Below are 16,383 nucleotides of genomic sequence, written 5' to 3'. Positions count from 1 at the left end.
ACTTGATAATTCGGCCTCCGCCCCAATTTAAGGGGGGCGATTCGGTTTTGAGGCACAATACTGGTTTGACCGCTCCGGCGGCGGCGGGCCAAGAGCCCGGCCGGCGGGGCGCTGCGAGGCTGCTGCGCTGCAGGCCGTTACTCAACGAAGGAACTCTATGCAACTGGTCAAGACCGAACGAGACACCCTCCTCAGGCCGCTGCAAACGGTCAGCGGCATCGTCGAACGCCGCCATACGTTGCCGATCCTTGCCAACCTGCTGATCACCAAGAACGGCCCGGACGTTTCGTTCCTGTCGACCGACCTGGAGCTGCAGATCACCACGCGCGCCGATTTCGGCGTCGGCGGCGACCAGGTGGCGACCACCGTCGCGGCCCGCAAGCTGCTCGACATCCTGCGCGCGATGCCTGACGGCCAGGTCACGCTGTCGCTCGCCGACAAGCGCCTCACCGTTCAATCGGGCAAGAGCCGCTTCGCATTGCAGACGCTCGCGGCCGACGAGTTCCCGACCGTCGCGCAGGCGAAGGATTTCGGCGCGACCCTCACCGTCCCGCAGAAGTCGTTCCGCCAGCTGCTCGGCATGGTGCACTTCGCGATGGCGCAGCAGGACATCCGCTACTACCTGAACGGCATGCTGCTCGTCGTCGACGGCGACCAGCTGATGGCCGTGGCCACCGACGGCCACCGCCTCGCGTTCTCGTCGATGAAGCTCGAAGGCGGCACGTTCGGCCGCCAGGAAGTGATCGTCCCGCGCAAGACCATTCTCGAGCTGCAGCGCCTGCTCGAGGACATCGACGACACCGTCACCATCGACATCGCGCAGACCCAGGCCAAGTTCACGTTCGGCCAGGTCGAGCTCGTGTCGAAACTCGTCGAGGGCAAGTTCCCCGACTTCCAGCGCGTGATCCCGAAGGCGCACAAGAACACGTTCGAGATCGGCCGTGAAGAACTGCAGCGTTCGCTGCAGCGCGCGGCCATCCTGACCTCCGACAAGTTCAAGGGCGTGCGCTGCATCATCGCCCCGGGCCAGCTGAAGATCATGTCGACCAACGCCGACCAGGAAGAGGCGCAGGAAGAACTGGAAATCGCGTATCAGGGCGATACCGTCGACATCGGCTTCAACGTCACGTACCTGCTCGACGTGCTCGCGAACCTGAAGGTCGACACCGTGCAGGTGAGCCTCGGCGACGCCAGCTCGAGCGCGCTGATCACGGTGCCCGAGAACGAAGAGTTCAAGTATGTCGTGATGCCGATGCGCATCTGACGCGCGCGACATCACGACACACACCAGGGGGCGGCAAGCCCCTTTGGCGTTTTTATGGCGAACCGACAACCCGTCCTTCGGGTGCCTGACCGGCACCCGGGACGAGCCAGGAAACTGGAGCGGCCCGGCGATTTCTCGCTGAAACGTACCGCGCCGCCACTAGAGTGGCCTCGCAGAACCGGAAGATATCCATGAGTGAACAGCACAATCCGCAACCCGATAACAGCAGCTACGGCGCTTCGTCGATCCAGATCCTCGAAGGTCTGGAAGCGGTGCGCAAGCGCCCCGGGATGTACATCGGCGACACGTCGGACGGTACCGGTCTGCATCACCTCGTGTTCGAGGTGCTCGACAACTCGATCGACGAAGCGCTGGCCGGCTACTGCAACGACATCCACGTGACGATTCACGCCGACAACTCGATTTCCGTGACCGACAACGGCCGCGGGATTCCGACCGACGTGAAGATGAACGACAAGCACGAGCCGAAGCGCAGCGCCGCCGAGATCGTGATGACCGAGCTGCACGCCGGCGGCAAGTTCGACCAGAACAGCTACAAGGTGTCCGGCGGCCTGCACGGCGTGGGCGTGTCGTGCGTGAACGCACTGTCGAGCTGGCTGCGCCTCACCGTGCGCCGCAACGGCAAGAAGCGTTTCATGGAGTTCCATCGCGGCGTCGCGCAGGATCGCGTGCTCGAGATGGTGGACGGCGTGGAAGTGTCGCCGATGCTGGTGACGGGTGACACCGAGAACCGCGGCACCGAAGTGCACTTCATGGCCGATCCGACCATTTTCGGCACGGTCGAGTATCACTACGACATCCTCGCGAAGCGGATGCGCGAGCTTTCGTTCCTGAACAACGGCGTGCGGATTCGCCTGACCGACCTGCGTTCGGGCAAGGAAGACGATTTCGCGTTCGCCGGCGGCGTGAAGGGCTTCGTCGAGTACATCAACAAGACGAAGACCAACCTGCACCCGACCATTTTCCACGCCATCGGCGAGAAGGAAGGCGTGGGCGTCGAAGTCGCGATGCAGTGGAACGACAGCTACAACGAGAACGTGCTGTGCTTCACGAACAACATTCCGCAGCGCGACGGCGGCACGCACCTGACCGGCCTGCGCGCCGCGATGACGCGCGTCATGAACAAGTACATCACCGATAACGAAATCGCGAAGAAGGCGAAGGTCGAGACGACCGGCGACGACATGCGCGAAGGGCTGTCGTGCGTGCTTTCCGTGAAGGTGCCGGAGCCGAAGTTCAGCTCGCAGACGAAGGACAAGCTGGTGTCGTCCGAAGTGCGGGCGCCGGTTGAAGAAGTCGTCGCGAAAGCGCTGGAAGAGTTCCTGCTCGAAACGCCGATCGACGCGAAGATCATCTGCGGGAAGATCGTCGAAGCCGCGCGTGCGCGCGATGCCGCGCGCAAGGCGCGCGAGATGACCCGCCGCAAGGGCGTGCTCGACGGCGTCGGCCTGCCGGGCAAGCTCGCGGACTGCCAGGAGAAAGACCCGGCGAAGTGCGAAATCTACATCGTCGAGGGCGACTCGGCAGGCGGCTCGGCCAAGCAAGGGCGTGACCGCAAGTTCCAGGCAATCCTGCCGCTGCGCGGCAAGGTGCTGAACGTCGAGAAGGCGCGCTACGACAAGCTGCTGTCGTCGGAGCAGATCGTCACGCTCGTGACCGCGCTGGGCTGCGGGATCGGCAAGGAAGACTACAACCTCGACAAGCTGCGCTATCACCGCATCATCATCATGACCGACGCGGACGTCGACGGTGCGCACATCCGGACGCTGCTGCTCACGTTCCTCTATCGCCAAATGCCGGACATGATCGAGCGCGGGTATGTGTATATCGCGCAGCCGCCGCTTTACAAGATCAAGGCAGGCAAGGACGAGCGGTATCTGAAGGACGACGTGGAGCTCAACGCGCACATGCTGCGGTTGGCGCTGCAAGGGTCGGAGCTGGTGCCTGGCGAGAATGCGGCAGCGATTTCCGGCGATGCGCTCGGGGAGCTGGCGCGGTCGTACCTGCTGTCGAAGAGCGTGATCGAGCGGTTGAGCCGGTTGTATGACCCGGCCGCGCTTGAAGCGGTCATGGACGGGGTGGCGATCGACCTCTCCAATGAGGCTTCGACGGAGGCTTCGGCGAAGGCGCTGCACGCCGCGCTGCATGATGACGCGCTCAAGAACGGCGTGCGTGTGGTGCCTTCGTATGACCCGGTTCGCGAGCAACGGTCGCTGCATGTCGAGCGGACGCATCACGGGAACGTGCGGGTTTCGGTCATCGACCAGGAGTTCCAGCACACGGCGGATTATCAGCAGCTCGTGACCACCGCGAATACGTTCAAGGGGCTTATTGGGGAAGGTGCGGTCATCAAGCGCGGGGAGCGCAGTATGGCTGTGAACGACTTCAAGAGCGCGATGAAGTGGCTGCTTGCGGATGCCGAGCGGAACGTGTCGAAGCAGCGGTATAAGGGGCTGGGGGAGATGAACCCCGGGCAGCTGTGGGAAACGACGATGGATCCGGCGGTGCGGAGACTGCTGCGTGTGCAGATCGAGGACGCGATTGCTGCGGATGGGATCTTTACTACCCTCATGGGGGATGACGTCGAGCCGCGGCGGGCGTTTATTGAGTCGAATGCGTTGCGGGCGGGGAATATTGACGTTTAACTTATTTGTGCAGGGAAACGAAATTGGCTGGATTAGTGCATGGTTAGCTGGACTGGAGAGCACGGAGTTGACTGGACTGCCTGGAACACTCCGAGTTCGAGGGAACACCCCGACCTACGTCAGACTGTGCCCCTGTGGGGCACAGTCCGCTCGTCGCAGACAGACATGAGCTTGTCATCAGGAAGAGCATCCCGCGGCGTGGTCGGTTCTAGTACGCGCGCTGATGAATGACCGTTTCCAAGAATGCGACAGCCGGTTGACGACCCAGAGCCGTCCTTCGGCGCGTCACCAACAGGCGGCTGCTTCAGAGTGGTCCGGTCATCCAAGCCGGCTTCGCGGGGACAGCAGTTCGGCCTAAGCGGTCGTTCAATCTATGAGTGTTCCCACGAACCTCGAACGTCCGCTTTGGACGGATGCGATCGACCGTAGTCCCAATCCTGCCTGTCGCAACGCCTCAAAGGAGTAGCTGCTGTAGGACGTTGACCTTACCCCTTCGAGTACACCACTCGTAAGTTAGTGGGCTCGCCGGTTTTCGGTTGATGCAATTGCCGGAATTGGTCCGGCGCCAGTTGCCCCAAGGCACTATGCGGACGCACCGAGTTGTAGTCCGTGCGCCACGCTTCGATTCGCCCGCGTGCATCGTCGAGACTGGCGAACGCATGCTGATTCAAGCATTCTTCACGCAGTCGGCCGTTGAAGCTCTCGATGTAAGCGTTCTCCACCGGTTTGCCGGGCCGAATGAACTGCGGTTTTACGCTGTGCTCGTGCGCCCAGGCGTCGAGCGCCTTGCTGACGAACTCCGGGCCGTTATCCACCTGAATCAGGTTGGGGGGCCGTCCCCGTTGCCGCAACTGCTCGAGAACGCGCGCCACGCGAACACCCGTCAGCGAGAAGTTGACCTCGATGTGCGGACACTCCCGGTTCCACGTGTCGATGATGGTCAGCATTCGAATGCGTCGGCCATGCACCAACGCGTCAGCAACAAAGTCCATCGCCCAGCTTTCGTCGGCGCCGGTGGGTGTCGGCATTACCGCGCGCAAATGACTTGGACGCTTCTTTCGCCGTTTCAGGCGAAGCGACAGGCCTTCTTCGCGATATAGCCGCTCAGTGCGCTTGTGGTTCTGGACCAGACCTTCTCGGCGTAGCAACACGTGCAGGCGGGGCGAACCAAACCGTGGCCGCTGCTGCGCCAGTTCGCGTAGCCGTTGCCGCACTTCGTGGTCGACGTCAGACGGCACCGATCGCCGGAATGTCCGGCGATTCAGGCCAATGAGCGCGCACGCTCGACGCTCCGAATAGTCGTGCTGTCCAATTACCTGCTGCACGACTTCCCGGCGCTGCGCGGGCGAACTCACTTTTTTCCGAGCACGTCCTTCAGAACCTGGATGTCCAGCGCCTGGTCTGCCACCAGCCGCTTGAGCCGCTGGTTTTCCTCCTCCAGTTGCCGCAATCGTCGCGCTTCCGACACATCCATGCCGCCGTAGCGGCTACGCCAGTTATAAAACGTCGCATCCGATATGCCGTGCTTGCGGCACAAGTCTGCGACCTTCATGCCGGCATCGGCTTCCCTCAGCACCCCGATAATCTGCTCTTCGCTGAACCGCGACTTCTTCATGACAAGGTTTCTCCTGCGGCCTTGCCACTAACTTTACAGTGGGATACTTCAGAGGGGAAAGGTCAGACACGATTGATGATCCGCATAGACAAGCCCGCATCATCATGCGCATATCCGTGGCGATCGAGTTTGCTCCGAATTCGCGAATCGCGTCTCGTCACAACTAGGTCTGAGCGACGCCATTAGTCTGCCGACTATCTCAACCAGCTAGCGGCTACAAAGCAGTTGGCGTACTGCTGTGTTTCTTGCGCAGTGCTCGGATGGGCGCTGTACACAACGAAGATAAAGAATGGAGAACTAAGATGAAGGATGACCGTCGAAAACCGGCGAGCGACGCCCGTTCTGCCGGAGAAAATTTACTTCCAAATGGCACGCTGCATTCAGTTTCTTCATCAGGTAAGTTTGATGCAGCACCGTCCTCGAACGACCACGCAGTTCACGAAATCCGCAAGAGTACGTCGGGCGACTCAGTTTCAGAGCAGCCTGCGGTGAGCCGAAAAGACATGTACAAAGAAACCATCGCGATGGTCAAAGATACACTCGACGTCGCATGGAAAGTAGCTCCTGTTTCCTTCCTTCCAGCGGCTCTATTCGTTTGGAGTTATCTGCGGTCAATACATTGGACAAGCTTGTTCCAGGATTCGGCAATGTCAGGCAGCGGTTTGATCTTTCTTTTTATTGCGGCAATGCTTATCGCGGTCGCTGTCCTATTGCAGTTCATCGCGCCCTCGCTGCTTCTGATTAGCACCATGTGGAACTACCGCCAGGAACGTACTCTTCCGAAAGCGGTTCCACGGTTGTTTCTATGTGCAACTATTGGATGGCTCGCTGGATTTGTCTTGGTGGTTGAGCTGGACACGAGTCAGGTCTGGATCATGTTCGTGATGGCCTTTCTTGCAGCATTTGCTTTTGGAATCTATAACGGCAGATCATTAGATGTTTCTCAAAAGAGTGGTGCAAAATTTCCTATCCATGCAATCCACGCTGGTGGCTTGGCTCTAGCTGCCATTTTGGCACTGACAGCGACATCGATTCCTCTCCTGATTACTCTGCACATCGCGGAGCGATATGCAGACGGCGGTTGGCTCGAGAAGCTGCTCGTGTTCGCCGTATTCATTGGCACAACGGCCGTTAGCCTGCTGCCTGCAATCATGTATCTTAACGCTCGTACCTGGAGGCCGGGCTTTTACCAACCCCTTAAGCTGGCTTCACTTGGGGCCTTTCTGCTTTCGTACATCGTAGTGTCCGGCGCAGCGCTTTTTGTACCCGTTTCTTCTACGGTCATGCGACTAGCCGGCATCTACAGCAACGAACAGCAAAGTTTTCAGATCTTGCAGCCCAGTCTCACTGCGGCACTTGACGCTGCCGGTGTACCAATTCATAAAGGTGAACAAACAAATATTGCCACCGGATACGTTAGGTATGGCTTCGGAGGTATTCGTCTCCTTTGCCGGCAGCCCTTCGACCCATCCCTCGTATCCGCCGATGCGATAAAGTTGGCGCAGAAAAACAAGACCCCTGACCCGACGATGCTCGCAGGTTCCGGTTGCGTCCAGGCGATGTCATCAGAACTGCGGCCTTTACGAATGTGAGAGAACATTTGCCAGCACGACGGTGATCCGTCAAAGTATGGGGCGGATCACAGCGTATGTTGATTACAGGCGCAATGCTTACCTCTGATATTGCAAAGGTCCACTATGGTTCTTAATCGATATGTTAGTGCTGTGCGCACGATGATTGGCAGCGCGGCCAGGAAGCGCGGAACGGTCACCTTCAAGCAATTGTTCAGTGCGTTTCCACCTGAAACGCCGCCTTCCGATGTGTACGACACGCTGGAGAAGGCGTGCTCAGAACTTGGACCATGGAATGAGGTCATCTATTCCGCGGTGATGGCGAGGGCGAAGGATGGCCTGCCGGGCGACGGCTTTTTTGACATCTTCAAGACGCACCGCAAGATGGAGTTTCGCCGTATCGCCGACGATGCTGAGACGCTCGATCTGGCGGACGAGCAGCGCAAACAAATGACTGAGCTGGAGCGCGAGCGCGTATATGTCCACGCAAGCCTATAAATAACGACGTTCGGTCGCCAATTGCATCGTTGATGCGCGCAAAAAATGGGCCGGTACTGCCCACAGGGGATACCTATGACATACGCAACAAACGATGTATTTACACTCGATCACTTCCGGCGGGCACTCGGCGACGTGAGTGACTTGCACTACGATGACCTGCATGAGATTCCCTACATGAACGTCGCCACAAGGCTCTACCTTACGGCGGGTGTCGCAGTGAGATTCGCCTCGAAGCGCGCGAAGTGCCAGTGGCAGGCATGGCATCTCGATTCATTCGTTACCGATGGCGTTAATCAGCATCAACTCGGTCATGATTTCACGGCAGGGGAGCTACGGTTCTCATCCGAGGGCAAGGGGACGATCCGGGTCAAATACACTGGCAACGCGTCGAACGGAGACGCATATTTTGATCAAGAGCATCTCTTTGGATGGTCTGCGTGAGGTGCGGGCGCAGCGTTCAGCGGTATTGCCGCTTACTGCTTGAAACTCTCTGCTTAGATACTGCGTCAACTCGATGGCGCGTTTCGTAATGCTCGTTTTTGCAGTCCAACGCACCGGGCCTATCCGACATTTTGTGGGCGAGGCGGTTGAACAGCACGTTATCCGCGCGCCTGCATAAATCGCTCTCCGAACAGGATAGCAAACTGGTTCATCGCTGATTTCCAGTCGAAGGCGGACCGCACGGTCTTGGCCAGCACATTGCGCAGCGCCAGCCAGAGCAGCTTGATCGCCTCCTCGAACGTCGGCATTGGCCGAAGCGCGCGTCGGCCATCTGACAGAACTCGGCCGACATTCGACCGGCCGGTCAACATAGAACAACAACCATCCCTACGCCACGATGGCAATGAACGGCCCCCCTCAGCATGAGCTTCCAAACTCACCACACCCAGCGACACAGCTGATCGTCTTTCCCGCAATACTCAACCAAGATACGAAAGCAGGACATGGATGAAGCCTTGGCTTTCGGCGTGTCCAACGTCGCGAGCACGAAACATGCCTGACGAACAGCAACTTCGCCCTATCGCTCCGGCCTCTGGCATCATTGCGGGCTACGTTAAAGGAGTAGCCCGTGTCCCGTCTGACCGACCTGATTGCCCAAACCAAAGCCAAAGATCCACAATTAGGGGCAGATCTTGATCGGGAGTTCAAGGTTCTATCCTCGCGCCTTCCCTTCGGCCTGAACTTTGAGCGCCACCGCCCTGAAGCCGTTGAGTTACCCGAGCGTCTCGTCCGTAAGGGAGACAAGGTCCGCGTTTTGCCGCCACGTGGCACCGTCAAGAAGGGCGATCAGCGCTTGTGGCAGGTGAAAGCAGTCTACAAGGCGACGAAACAAGCCGAATTGATCCTGCTGGGTGTGGAAAGCATCGAGAGGCAGATGGTTGCGCTGGATGATCTAGTGGTGGTGGCGGAGTTCAGTGACACGATCCACCCGGGCCTTGTCAGCACCGGTAAAGTACAGCGCGGGGGCGACAAACCTTTCCATACCGTCATCAACGGCGAGAATTATCACGTCCTCAATGCGTTGACCTACACGCATCGCGGTAGGATCGACGCTATTTATATTGATCCGCCGTACAACTCGGGCGCGAAAGACTGGAAATATAACAACGACTACGTCGGGAACGATGACCTATATAGACATAGCAAGTGGCTTGCATTTATGGAGCGCCGCCTTGCGATTGCGAGGGATTTGTTAAATCCTCAAGGATCGGTGCTCATAGTCACGATCGACGAGAAGGAATATTTGCGGTTAGGGCTCCTTTTAGAGCAAACGTTCCCTGAAGCAAATATCCAGATGGTGTCGTCAGTCATTAACCGCAAGGGCGTAGTCCGAGCGAATGAGCTGACTCGAACTAATGAATTCATCTATTTCGTAAAATTTGGATCTGCCAAACTGGCGGCAGAACGCGACAGTTCGGGTGAGAAAGTTCGATGGGCGAGCCTGCGGCGGTTTGAAGACTCTTCGAGAAGAAATGGTCCCCAGCCTAGGCCTGACCAGTTCTACCCTATTTTCGTCGGCAACCATTCGGGCCGCATTGAGTCAATCGGGACATCGCTCGCGGCTGGTGTTGATCGGTCAACTGTAGACGAGAAAGCCGGCTGCACTACCGTTTGGCCTTTGAAACCGGATGGTACAGAGATGATTTGGGGGCTTACGCCGGCCACGCTAAAGAAACGCTTAGCGGAAGGTTTCGTAAAGGTCATTCCAGGCAAACGTGGAAAGTCTCCCACAATTTACTATTTAACGAGTGGGCAAGTATCGGAGGTCGCCGAAGGTCATTTGAAAGTGACCGGCCGCGACCCGGACGGGTCAGTTATCGTCGAATTCGAGACAGGTAAGGCGGCATTGCCAACGACACAATGGGATAAAGAGTCTCACAACGCACAACCAAATGGTACGGGCTTACTAGCAGCGTTGTTGCCCGGGAGAAAGTTTCCGTTCGCGAAGTCGTTATATGCAGTCGAAGATTGTCTGCGCCTTGCTATCGGCGAAAACGCTAGGGCCGTTGTACTCGACTTCTTCTCAGGGTCCGGGACGGCAGCGCATGCCGTCATGCGCTTGAACCGCCAAGATGGCGGAAGCCGCCAGTCAATCTCTGTGACGAACAATGAAGTTGCGGCAGATGAACAGAAGAGACTACGCGAGCAAGGATTGCGGCCAGGTGACGCAGATTGGGAGCAGCACGGAATCTGCGACTTCATCACTAAGCCTCGCGTCGAAGTCGCCATTACGGGGAAGACTCCGGATGGTCAAGCGATCAAGGGCGACTACAAGTTCACCGACGAATTCCCCATGTCCGAAGGCTTCGAGGAGAATGCAGAGTTCTTCACGCTGACCTACGAGACCCCGATCTCGGTTAGCCACAACTTGGCTTTTCATCGCATTGCTCCATTGCTTTGGTTGCGGGCGGGAGCTCGTGGGCGGCGGATCGACAAGTTGCCGTCCGATGGCTGGGCCGTCGCGGATGCCTATGGTTTATTGACCGACGTTGACGCGGCAACACCCTTCGTCAAGGCAGTGAATGCAGCAACCGGAATCAACACCGTTTACATCGTCACCGACGACGATCGGCGCTATCAAGCGATCGCACGCCGTCTGCCGGACGGTGCGGAGCCCGTGCGCCTGTACGAATCCTATTTGACCAACTTTAGCTTTACCCACGGAGACTGACGGATGAAGTTCACTCTCAAGGATTACCAGCGCGATGCCGTGCGCGACGCTTTGACCAATCTGGGCAAGGCACGCAGGTATTGGCGCGGTGAGAGGGACAAGACCGCCTTCTCCCTCACGGCCGTCACGGGTGCAGGTAAGACCGTCATGGCCGCTGCGGCGTTCGAGGCGCTGTTCCACGGGGACGACGAATTCGGCTTCGAGGCTGACGCGGGTGCCGTCGTCATCTGGTTCAGCGATGATCCCTCCCTAAACGAACAGACCCGCTTCCGACTGATGGAAGCCAGCGACCGTATTAACCACACCGACATGGTTGTCGTGGAGAACACGTTCAATCGGGCCAAGTTCGAAGCGGGGAAGATCTACTTCCTCAATACACAGAAGTTGGGCAAAAACAGTTTGTTGGTTCGAGGGTTCGATCAGGAAGAACTCGAAGCCAAAGCGGGCGACCTGCTGCCCGAGACCCGTCCGGACCTGCGGGCCTATACGATCTGGGACACCATCCAGAACACCATCGAGGACCCAGACTTGACCCTGTACCTGGTGCTCGACGAAGCGCATCGTGGCATGGGCAATTCCACTACCGCCAGCCAAAATGCCAAAAGCACCATCGTCCTTCGTTTGATCAACGGCACAGGTGGGGTGCCGGGCATTCCGGTCGTCCTTGGCATCTCCGCTACGGTCGATCGATTCAACCAGGCGATGGAAGGCGCCGCGAAGCGCATGAAGTTGGATAACGTGACGGTGGACCCGACGAAGGTACAGGAATCCGGTCTGATCAAAGACACGATATTGCTCGACATTCCGGAAGAGGCTGGCGAGTTCGATACGGTATTGGTCCGTCGTGCGACCGACAAGCTGAAGGATTCCACGCAAGCGTGGGGCGAGTACGCCAAGCAGCAGGAAGAATCACACGCCGTTCTCCCGCTGATGGTATTGCAGGTGCCAAACACGCCGGATCCGAACGAGATCGGACGCGCACTGGACACCATCTATGCGCGTTATCCGGAACTGCCGCCCGGTAGCGTAGCGCACGTATTCGGGGAGCACACCACTCAGCGCTTCGGCAACCGTGACGTACCCTACATCGAGCCGCAGCGCGTTCAGGAGTCGAACTGGGTCCGCGTGCTGGTCGCAAAGGACGCGATTAGCACCGGTTGGGATTGCCCGCGCGCCGAGGTAATGGTGTCGTTCCGCGCGGCCAGCGACCGCACACACATTACGCAGTTGCTCGGTCGCATGGTGCGTTCGCCCCTTGCGCGTCGCATCCCCGGCAACGAACTATTGAACACGGTCGACTGTTTGCTGCCGAAGTTCGACCGAAAGACGGCAATGAGTGTAGTCGATGCGTTGATCAGCGGCGATGATACGCAGGCAGCGACGCCGGGTCGCATCCTGATCGATTACGTTGAGGTCAAGCCCAATCCCGACGCGCCAGAATCGGTATGGCAAGCGTTCGAGGCCCTGCCGTCGCAGACCCGTCCGCAACGTGGCGCGAAGCTAGCCAAGCGCCTGACTGCGCTGGCGCATGAGCTGGCATCGGACGGGATTCTGCCGAACGCGGGCAAGTTGGCTCATGCAGCATTGCACGAAGCACTAGACCAGTTCCAACGGGAGAACCGGGAGACGATCGCGGCCCGGCGCGAGGCCGTGTTGACGGTGGACGGGCGAACCGTCCGCGCCGATCTGCAAGGCAAGGCCAAGAGCTTCAACCAGTTGTGGGAAGAGGACGCCGATGCAGCGGCCATCGCCGATGTCTATCGACGTGCCACGCACGTCTTCACGCCCGACATTGCACGTACCTATGTTGATCATCTGGCCTACAAAATGGCCAATCCGGACCACGATCCCGAGGAGTTCCTGGAGGCCATCGTTGAAGCGCGCGTCACTGTGGCCGGCCTGGGCCTTGTGACCGAAGTCCAGGCTTACTTTGACGGCGAGGCTGACCGTCTGGTAAAGGCGTGGATGACGCAATACGGAGCGCGGATCAAGGCGTTGAACGACGACCGCAAGGAATCGTACCGTCAGATCGTCGAGATGAGCGCGGATCCGCAGGACGTAGAATTGATCAAGCCGGAGGCGCGGTTTGAGCCGACGAAGGCCCGTGACGGCGGCACGGTGTTAGACCTGCCGATCTGGAAGAACCATTTGCTCTGCGTTAAGGACGGCGGGTATCCGGCCGAACTGAACGCATGGGAAATAAAGGTGCTCGAAACTGAATCCGGCCGCAAGGGCTTCAGCTTCTGGTATCGCAACCCGCAGCAGCCGGGTCAATCGTCTTTGGGCGTGGCATATCTGGCGGACGGGCAATACCGGATGGTCCGCCCGGACTTCATATTCTTTGCTACGCTCGACGACGGAACTGTGGTCGCGGATCTCGTCGATCCGCACGGCACGCAGTTCAGCGATGCGATCCCGAAATTGCGTGGGCTTGCGCAATATGCGCAGACCCATTCAAAGGTATATCGCCGTATCGAATCCGTTGCGGAAGTGAGCGGCAAATTGCGGGCTCTCGATTTGACTCGCGAGGACGTGCGCGCGGCGATCAACACGTTACAAAGCGGGGATGTCACGGCGCAAAGCCTTTTCGCCGGCAGCCTGGCGAGCGACTATCTTTGACGCCATGGGAAAAGTACAAGTAAGAAAGGCTTCAGCGGAGAACAGGTGACCTACCGTGACCGTTTGACTCGCATTGCGACGTTCGACCGGGAATTTGCGGTGAGCTGTTAGCGCCGATGTAAAACTGACCCACCCGCCGAAGTAAACCTGACCCACCTGGGAGAGGATGGCGGCTTTTTGCCGCCGATGCTGACTCAGGAGCAAGCAGTGGAAATCAAGGTATTGGCAAGACGGGGGACGGCGGTACGGGAGATAGCGCGGCAAACGGGCTTGTCGCGCAACACGGTGCGCCGCTATCTGCGCGACGAGCAGGCGGGGCGTTACAAGCAACGGGAGCCACGTCCGACGAAGCTCGCCCCGTTCAAGGACTACCTGCTCGAGCGTGTCGCCGCTGCGCGGCCGCACTGGATTCCCGCGACGGTGCTGCTTCGGGAACTGCAAGACGCCGGCTATGACGGCGGCATCAGCCAGCTCAAGGCGTTTCTCCTGCCGTACAAGCGTGCCGAACCCGAACCGGTGGTGCGGTTCGAGACGGCGCCGGGCAAACAGATGCAAGCCGATTTCACCGTCATCCGTCGTGGTCGCGCGCCGCTATTGGCGCTGGTGGCGACGCTCGGTTACAGCCGTGCGAGCTTCGTGCGCTTCACCGCCGGCGAAGACGCCACGACGTTGTGCTAGTGCCTACGCGACGCATTCGTCTACTTCGGCGGCACGCCCGAGCAGGTGCTGTTCGATAACGCGAAGTCGGTGGTTGTCGAGCGCGACGCATTCGGCGAAGGCCAGCATCGATGGAACACGCAACTGCTCGCACTGGCCGAGACCTACGGCTTCACGCCGAAGGTATGCCAACCCTATCGGGCCAAGACCAAGGGCAAGGTCGAACGCTTCAACCGCTATCTGAAGGAGAGTTTCGTGGTGCCGCTCGCAGCCACGCTCAAGCAGTCAGGGCTGAAGCTGGATGTCGAGGCCGCCAACGCGCGTATCGGTCGGTGGCTGGCCGAAGTCGCCAACGTTCGCGTGCATGCCACCACGCGTGAGCGTCCGGCAGCGAGGCTGGCTGTCGAGCAGGTAGCACTGCTGCCATTACCGACGTCAACGTCGGCGCCGGCATCGCTCCCACCTTTCCAGCGCCTGAATGCCCACCGCGATGTCGAGTTGTTGAGGATTATCGGTATAGACGCGACGACAGTACCCCTGGCTATCGGTCAGCCCCTTGCACGTGGCACCGGACGCAGAACGAATGTGATACGGCACACCGGATATTGGCTTTCCAGCACGATCTACGACTCGCACTTGCTCGTCGTGCGATTCGCGACGACGTTGGGGTAGTGGATTTCCTGCGGGGCCGAAGCCCATCTCGGCAAGTTCGCCTGCAGTGAATTCCACAGATGCCGTATCTTGAGAAGCGTGCATGACCGGGCTGGGATGGCAGCGGCAAGCACATCGATCACCATCAAGCGCAGCATGCTTCCCCATGATCGAGTCGGGCCGTCGTGGTCCGTGAGCGACGATGACACCTTTCGAATCGCACGCAGAGCAGTAAACCTCCGCGCCTAGAAATGTCACCGGGGTGCCATGGTGTACGAAGAAATCCATACCTTCCAGAACAACGCCGCCGTTCGACGAACGGTCTCCTTTCTTGAGATAGAACCGTCTCATTTTTCTTCGCCTTATTTTATTAGGTCTGCGAAGTCATATCATGGCCATCATCAGCAAACTATTGGACACGTACGAAACTCTTCTCGCGAGTCGAAGCGTGTCATTCCGAGCATCTGCCGCTCGGCTAGTTCGATTGCAACACTGATTTATGAGATGCAATCCGAACTAAACTTCTTATTGCTTCACCGATAAGGAGAAGCGATCTGCTCCACAGCGCGAATCGGAAGAGCGGCTGAAGCGAGCAAAGCAGTAAGAGCGCGGGCCGCATGGGCTGCCACCCATACGACCCGCTGACCACAACCAACTCGTTACCGGAGTCGGAAGATGGCTAACGCCTATAGTAAGTCACGTCCCAAGAAGCTCAAACAGTATCCCGAGGTTGAGCTGACCCTCGGCAACAAGCCTGACCTTCCTCAGGATGGCCAACCGTACATGCCATGGATGCTCGCCATCGACGCGCATTTTGAGATGTTCGGATTCAAGCCGGGTGATCGCGTCTATCTTCGGTTCAACTTTGATTCCCGAAGGGTCATCATCACGCCCGACTACAGCGCGCTGAACTGGCGAGAGCAGCCCTATGGTGCAGCTGCGCAAAAAGAGGACGAGGATCAGGAATACGCAGCGCTGGCCCCTTTGCGCCGCTCTGTTGCCTGGTGATGGCTCGGCGTGAAGCACTTCGGCACGCGCCTTGATGCAAATGGTCCGCGGCGGCGCTACAAGTAACTTCAACAATCGTCACAACAGACGAAAAGTTGCGTTCCGCCCTCTCGGCATTCGACGGCATCGCAATCATCAGCGCATGCAGCACGACAAGCATCCATGCCGAGTACTCCACACGCATTTCGGTCGCTGAAATGCAAAAACCCCCGCCTTTCGGGCGGGGGTTTCTGGCTTAGGGAGCCTGACGATTACCTACTTTCACACGGGAATCCGCACTATCATCGGCGTAGAGTCGTTTCACGGTCCTGTTCGGGATGGGAAGGGGTGGGACCGACTCGCTATGGTCATCAGGCAAAGAGGGGTGTTGCGCTGCTTCGCAGCACAACCAATCTTGGAAGAAGCAGTAATTTTGAGTTGTGTGTATCACACACGAGAATCCAACCTGTCGCCTGGATCGCGGCCAGTGCTTTCGCACGGCGCCGATCGACAAGGCAGACTTGTTATAGGATCAAGCCTTACGGGCAATTAGTATCAGTTAGCTGAACGCATTACTGCGCTTACACACCTGACCTATCAACGTCCTGGTCTCGAACGACCCTTCAAGGGGATCTAGTCCCCAGGGATATCTCATCTTAAGGCGAGTTTCCCGCTTAGAT

The 16,383-nt window shown here is 58.5% G+C and carries 10 protein-coding genes, 2 rRNA genes and 2 pseudogenes; 9 read left to right on the top strand and 5 right to left on the bottom strand.

The features are described 5' to 3' along the window. Positions 1-157 precede the first annotated feature (157 nt). Together dnaN and gyrB are read left to right on the top strand one after the other, a co-directional pair. The gene (gene dnaN, locus BFF94_RS23555) at positions 158-1,264 is read left to right on the top strand and encodes a DNA polymerase III subunit beta (RefSeq protein WP_006750113.1); all 1,107 of its coding nucleotides are present in this window, start codon (positions 158-160) and stop codon (positions 1,262-1,264) included. Positions 1,265-1,455: 191 nt separating this feature from the next. Then, positions 1,456-3,930 carry a DNA topoisomerase (ATP-hydrolyzing) subunit B gene (gene gyrB, locus BFF94_RS23550; protein ID WP_128841805.1) on the top strand — a complete coding sequence of 825 codons (2,475 nt, stop codon included), beginning with the start codon at positions 1,456-1,458 and terminating at the stop codon, positions 3,928-3,930. Between the two features lie 485 nt (positions 3,931-4,415). On the opposite strand, the gene BFF94_RS23545 is transcribed toward gyrB, so the two are convergent. Beyond that, positions 4,416-5,545, bottom strand: a protein-coding gene (locus BFF94_RS23545; protein WP_372454280.1) for an IS3 family transposase whose coding sequence is annotated in 2 segments (ribosomal slippage) — positions 4,416-5,302 and positions 5,302-5,545 — 1,131 coding nt in all. Because the reading frame shifts where the segments join, the coding sequence is not laid out codon by codon here. Positions 5,546-5,847: 302 nt separating this feature from the next. Here BFF94_RS23545 and BFF94_RS23540 point away from each other — a divergent pair. From BFF94_RS23540 to BFF94_RS23530, 3 genes are all read left to right on the top strand, one after another. Beyond that, positions 5,848-7,137: a hypothetical protein gene (locus BFF94_RS23540; RefSeq protein WP_128841803.1), complete on the top strand. Its 1,290-nt coding sequence runs from the start codon at positions 5,848-5,850 to the stop codon at positions 7,135-7,137. 132 nt (positions 7,138-7,269) lie between these two features. Continuing rightward, complete coding sequence (locus tag BFF94_RS23535; protein WP_143269605.1) at positions 7,270-7,614, top strand: hypothetical protein; 345 nt, start codon at positions 7,270-7,272, stop codon at positions 7,612-7,614. Between the two features lie 75 nt (positions 7,615-7,689). Beyond that, positions 7,690-8,058, top strand: a complete 369-nt coding sequence (locus BFF94_RS23530; RefSeq protein WP_128841801.1) for a hypothetical protein — start codon at positions 7,690-7,692, stop codon at positions 8,056-8,058. A 158-nt stretch (positions 8,059-8,216) separates the two neighbouring features. Here BFF94_RS23530 and BFF94_RS23525 read toward each other — a convergent pair. Then, a pseudogene (locus BFF94_RS23525) lies at positions 8,217-8,363 on the bottom strand (IS256 family transposase); the annotation flags it as partial. A 323-nt stretch (positions 8,364-8,686) separates the two neighbouring features. On the opposite strand from BFF94_RS23525, the gene BFF94_RS23520 reads away from it, so the two are divergent. The 3 genes and pseudogenes from BFF94_RS23520 to istA form a co-directional block, all read left to right on the top strand. Further along, positions 8,687-10,789 carry a site-specific DNA-methyltransferase gene (locus BFF94_RS23520; protein ID WP_128841800.1) on the top strand — a complete coding sequence of 701 codons (2,103 nt, stop codon included), beginning with the start codon at positions 8,687-8,689 and terminating at the stop codon, positions 10,787-10,789. A 3-nt stretch (positions 10,790-10,792) separates the two neighbouring features. After that, the gene (locus tag BFF94_RS23515; protein WP_128841799.1) at positions 10,793-13,408 is read left to right on the top strand and encodes a DEAD/DEAH box helicase; all 2,616 of its coding nucleotides are present in this window, start codon (positions 10,793-10,795) and stop codon (positions 13,406-13,408) included. A 186-nt stretch (positions 13,409-13,594) separates the two neighbouring features. After that, positions 13,595-14,515: pseudogene (gene istA / locus BFF94_RS23510) on the top strand (IS21 family transposase); the annotation flags it as partial. Here istA and BFF94_RS38475 read toward each other — a convergent pair. Then, positions 14,501-15,067, bottom strand: a complete 567-nt coding sequence (locus BFF94_RS38475) for a PAAR domain-containing protein (protein ID WP_128841798.1) — start codon at positions 15,065-15,067, stop codon at positions 14,501-14,503. The pseudogene istA and the gene BFF94_RS38475 sit on opposite strands and share 15 nt — an antisense overlap. A gap of 324 nt (positions 15,068-15,391) precedes the next feature. Here BFF94_RS38475 and BFF94_RS23500 point away from each other — a divergent pair, with 324 nt between their 5' ends. After that, positions 15,392-15,724, top strand: a complete 333-nt coding sequence (locus BFF94_RS23500; RefSeq protein WP_128841797.1) for a hypothetical protein — start codon at positions 15,392-15,394, stop codon at positions 15,722-15,724. A gap of 242 nt (positions 15,725-15,966) precedes the next feature. On the opposite strand, the gene rrf is transcribed toward BFF94_RS23500, so the two are convergent. After that, a 5S ribosomal RNA gene (rrf, locus tag BFF94_RS23495) occupies positions 15,967-16,079 on the bottom strand. Positions 16,080-16,231: 152 nt separating this feature from the next. Beyond that, positions 16,232-16,383: ribosomal RNA gene (locus BFF94_RS23490) — 23S ribosomal RNA — on the bottom strand; the annotation flags it as partial.

This window comes from Burkholderia catarinensis (genome assembly GCF_001883705.2).
GTDB lineage: Bacteria > Pseudomonadota > Gammaproteobacteria > Burkholderiales > Burkholderiaceae > Burkholderia > Burkholderia catarinensis.
Note: the sequence above shows the minus strand (reverse complement) of the source record. Positions and strands in the feature narration are given on the sequence as shown.

Bases quoted from the DNA above. Each gene is read 5' to 3' on its own strand.
- BFF94_RS23515 (WP_128841799.1), top strand. From the start codon at position 10,793: ATGAAGTTCACTCTCAAGGATTACCAGCGCGATGCCGTGCGCGACGCT.
- BFF94_RS38475 (WP_128841798.1), bottom strand. From the start codon at position 15,067: ATGAGACGGTTCTATCTCAAGAAAGGAGACCGTTCGTCGAACGGCGGC.
- BFF94_RS23530 (WP_128841801.1), top strand. From the start codon at position 7,690: ATGACATACGCAACAAACGATGTATTTACACTCGATCACTTCCGGCGG.
- dnaN (WP_006750113.1), top strand. From the start codon at position 158: ATGCAACTGGTCAAGACCGAACGAGACACCCTCCTCAGGCCGCTGCAA.
- BFF94_RS23500 (WP_128841797.1), top strand. From the start codon at position 15,392: ATGGCTAACGCCTATAGTAAGTCACGTCCCAAGAAGCTCAAACAGTAT.
- BFF94_RS23540 (WP_128841803.1), top strand. From the start codon at position 5,848: ATGAAGGATGACCGTCGAAAACCGGCGAGCGACGCCCGTTCTGCCGGA.
- gyrB (WP_128841805.1), top strand. From the start codon at position 1,456: ATGAGTGAACAGCACAATCCGCAACCCGATAACAGCAGCTACGGCGCT.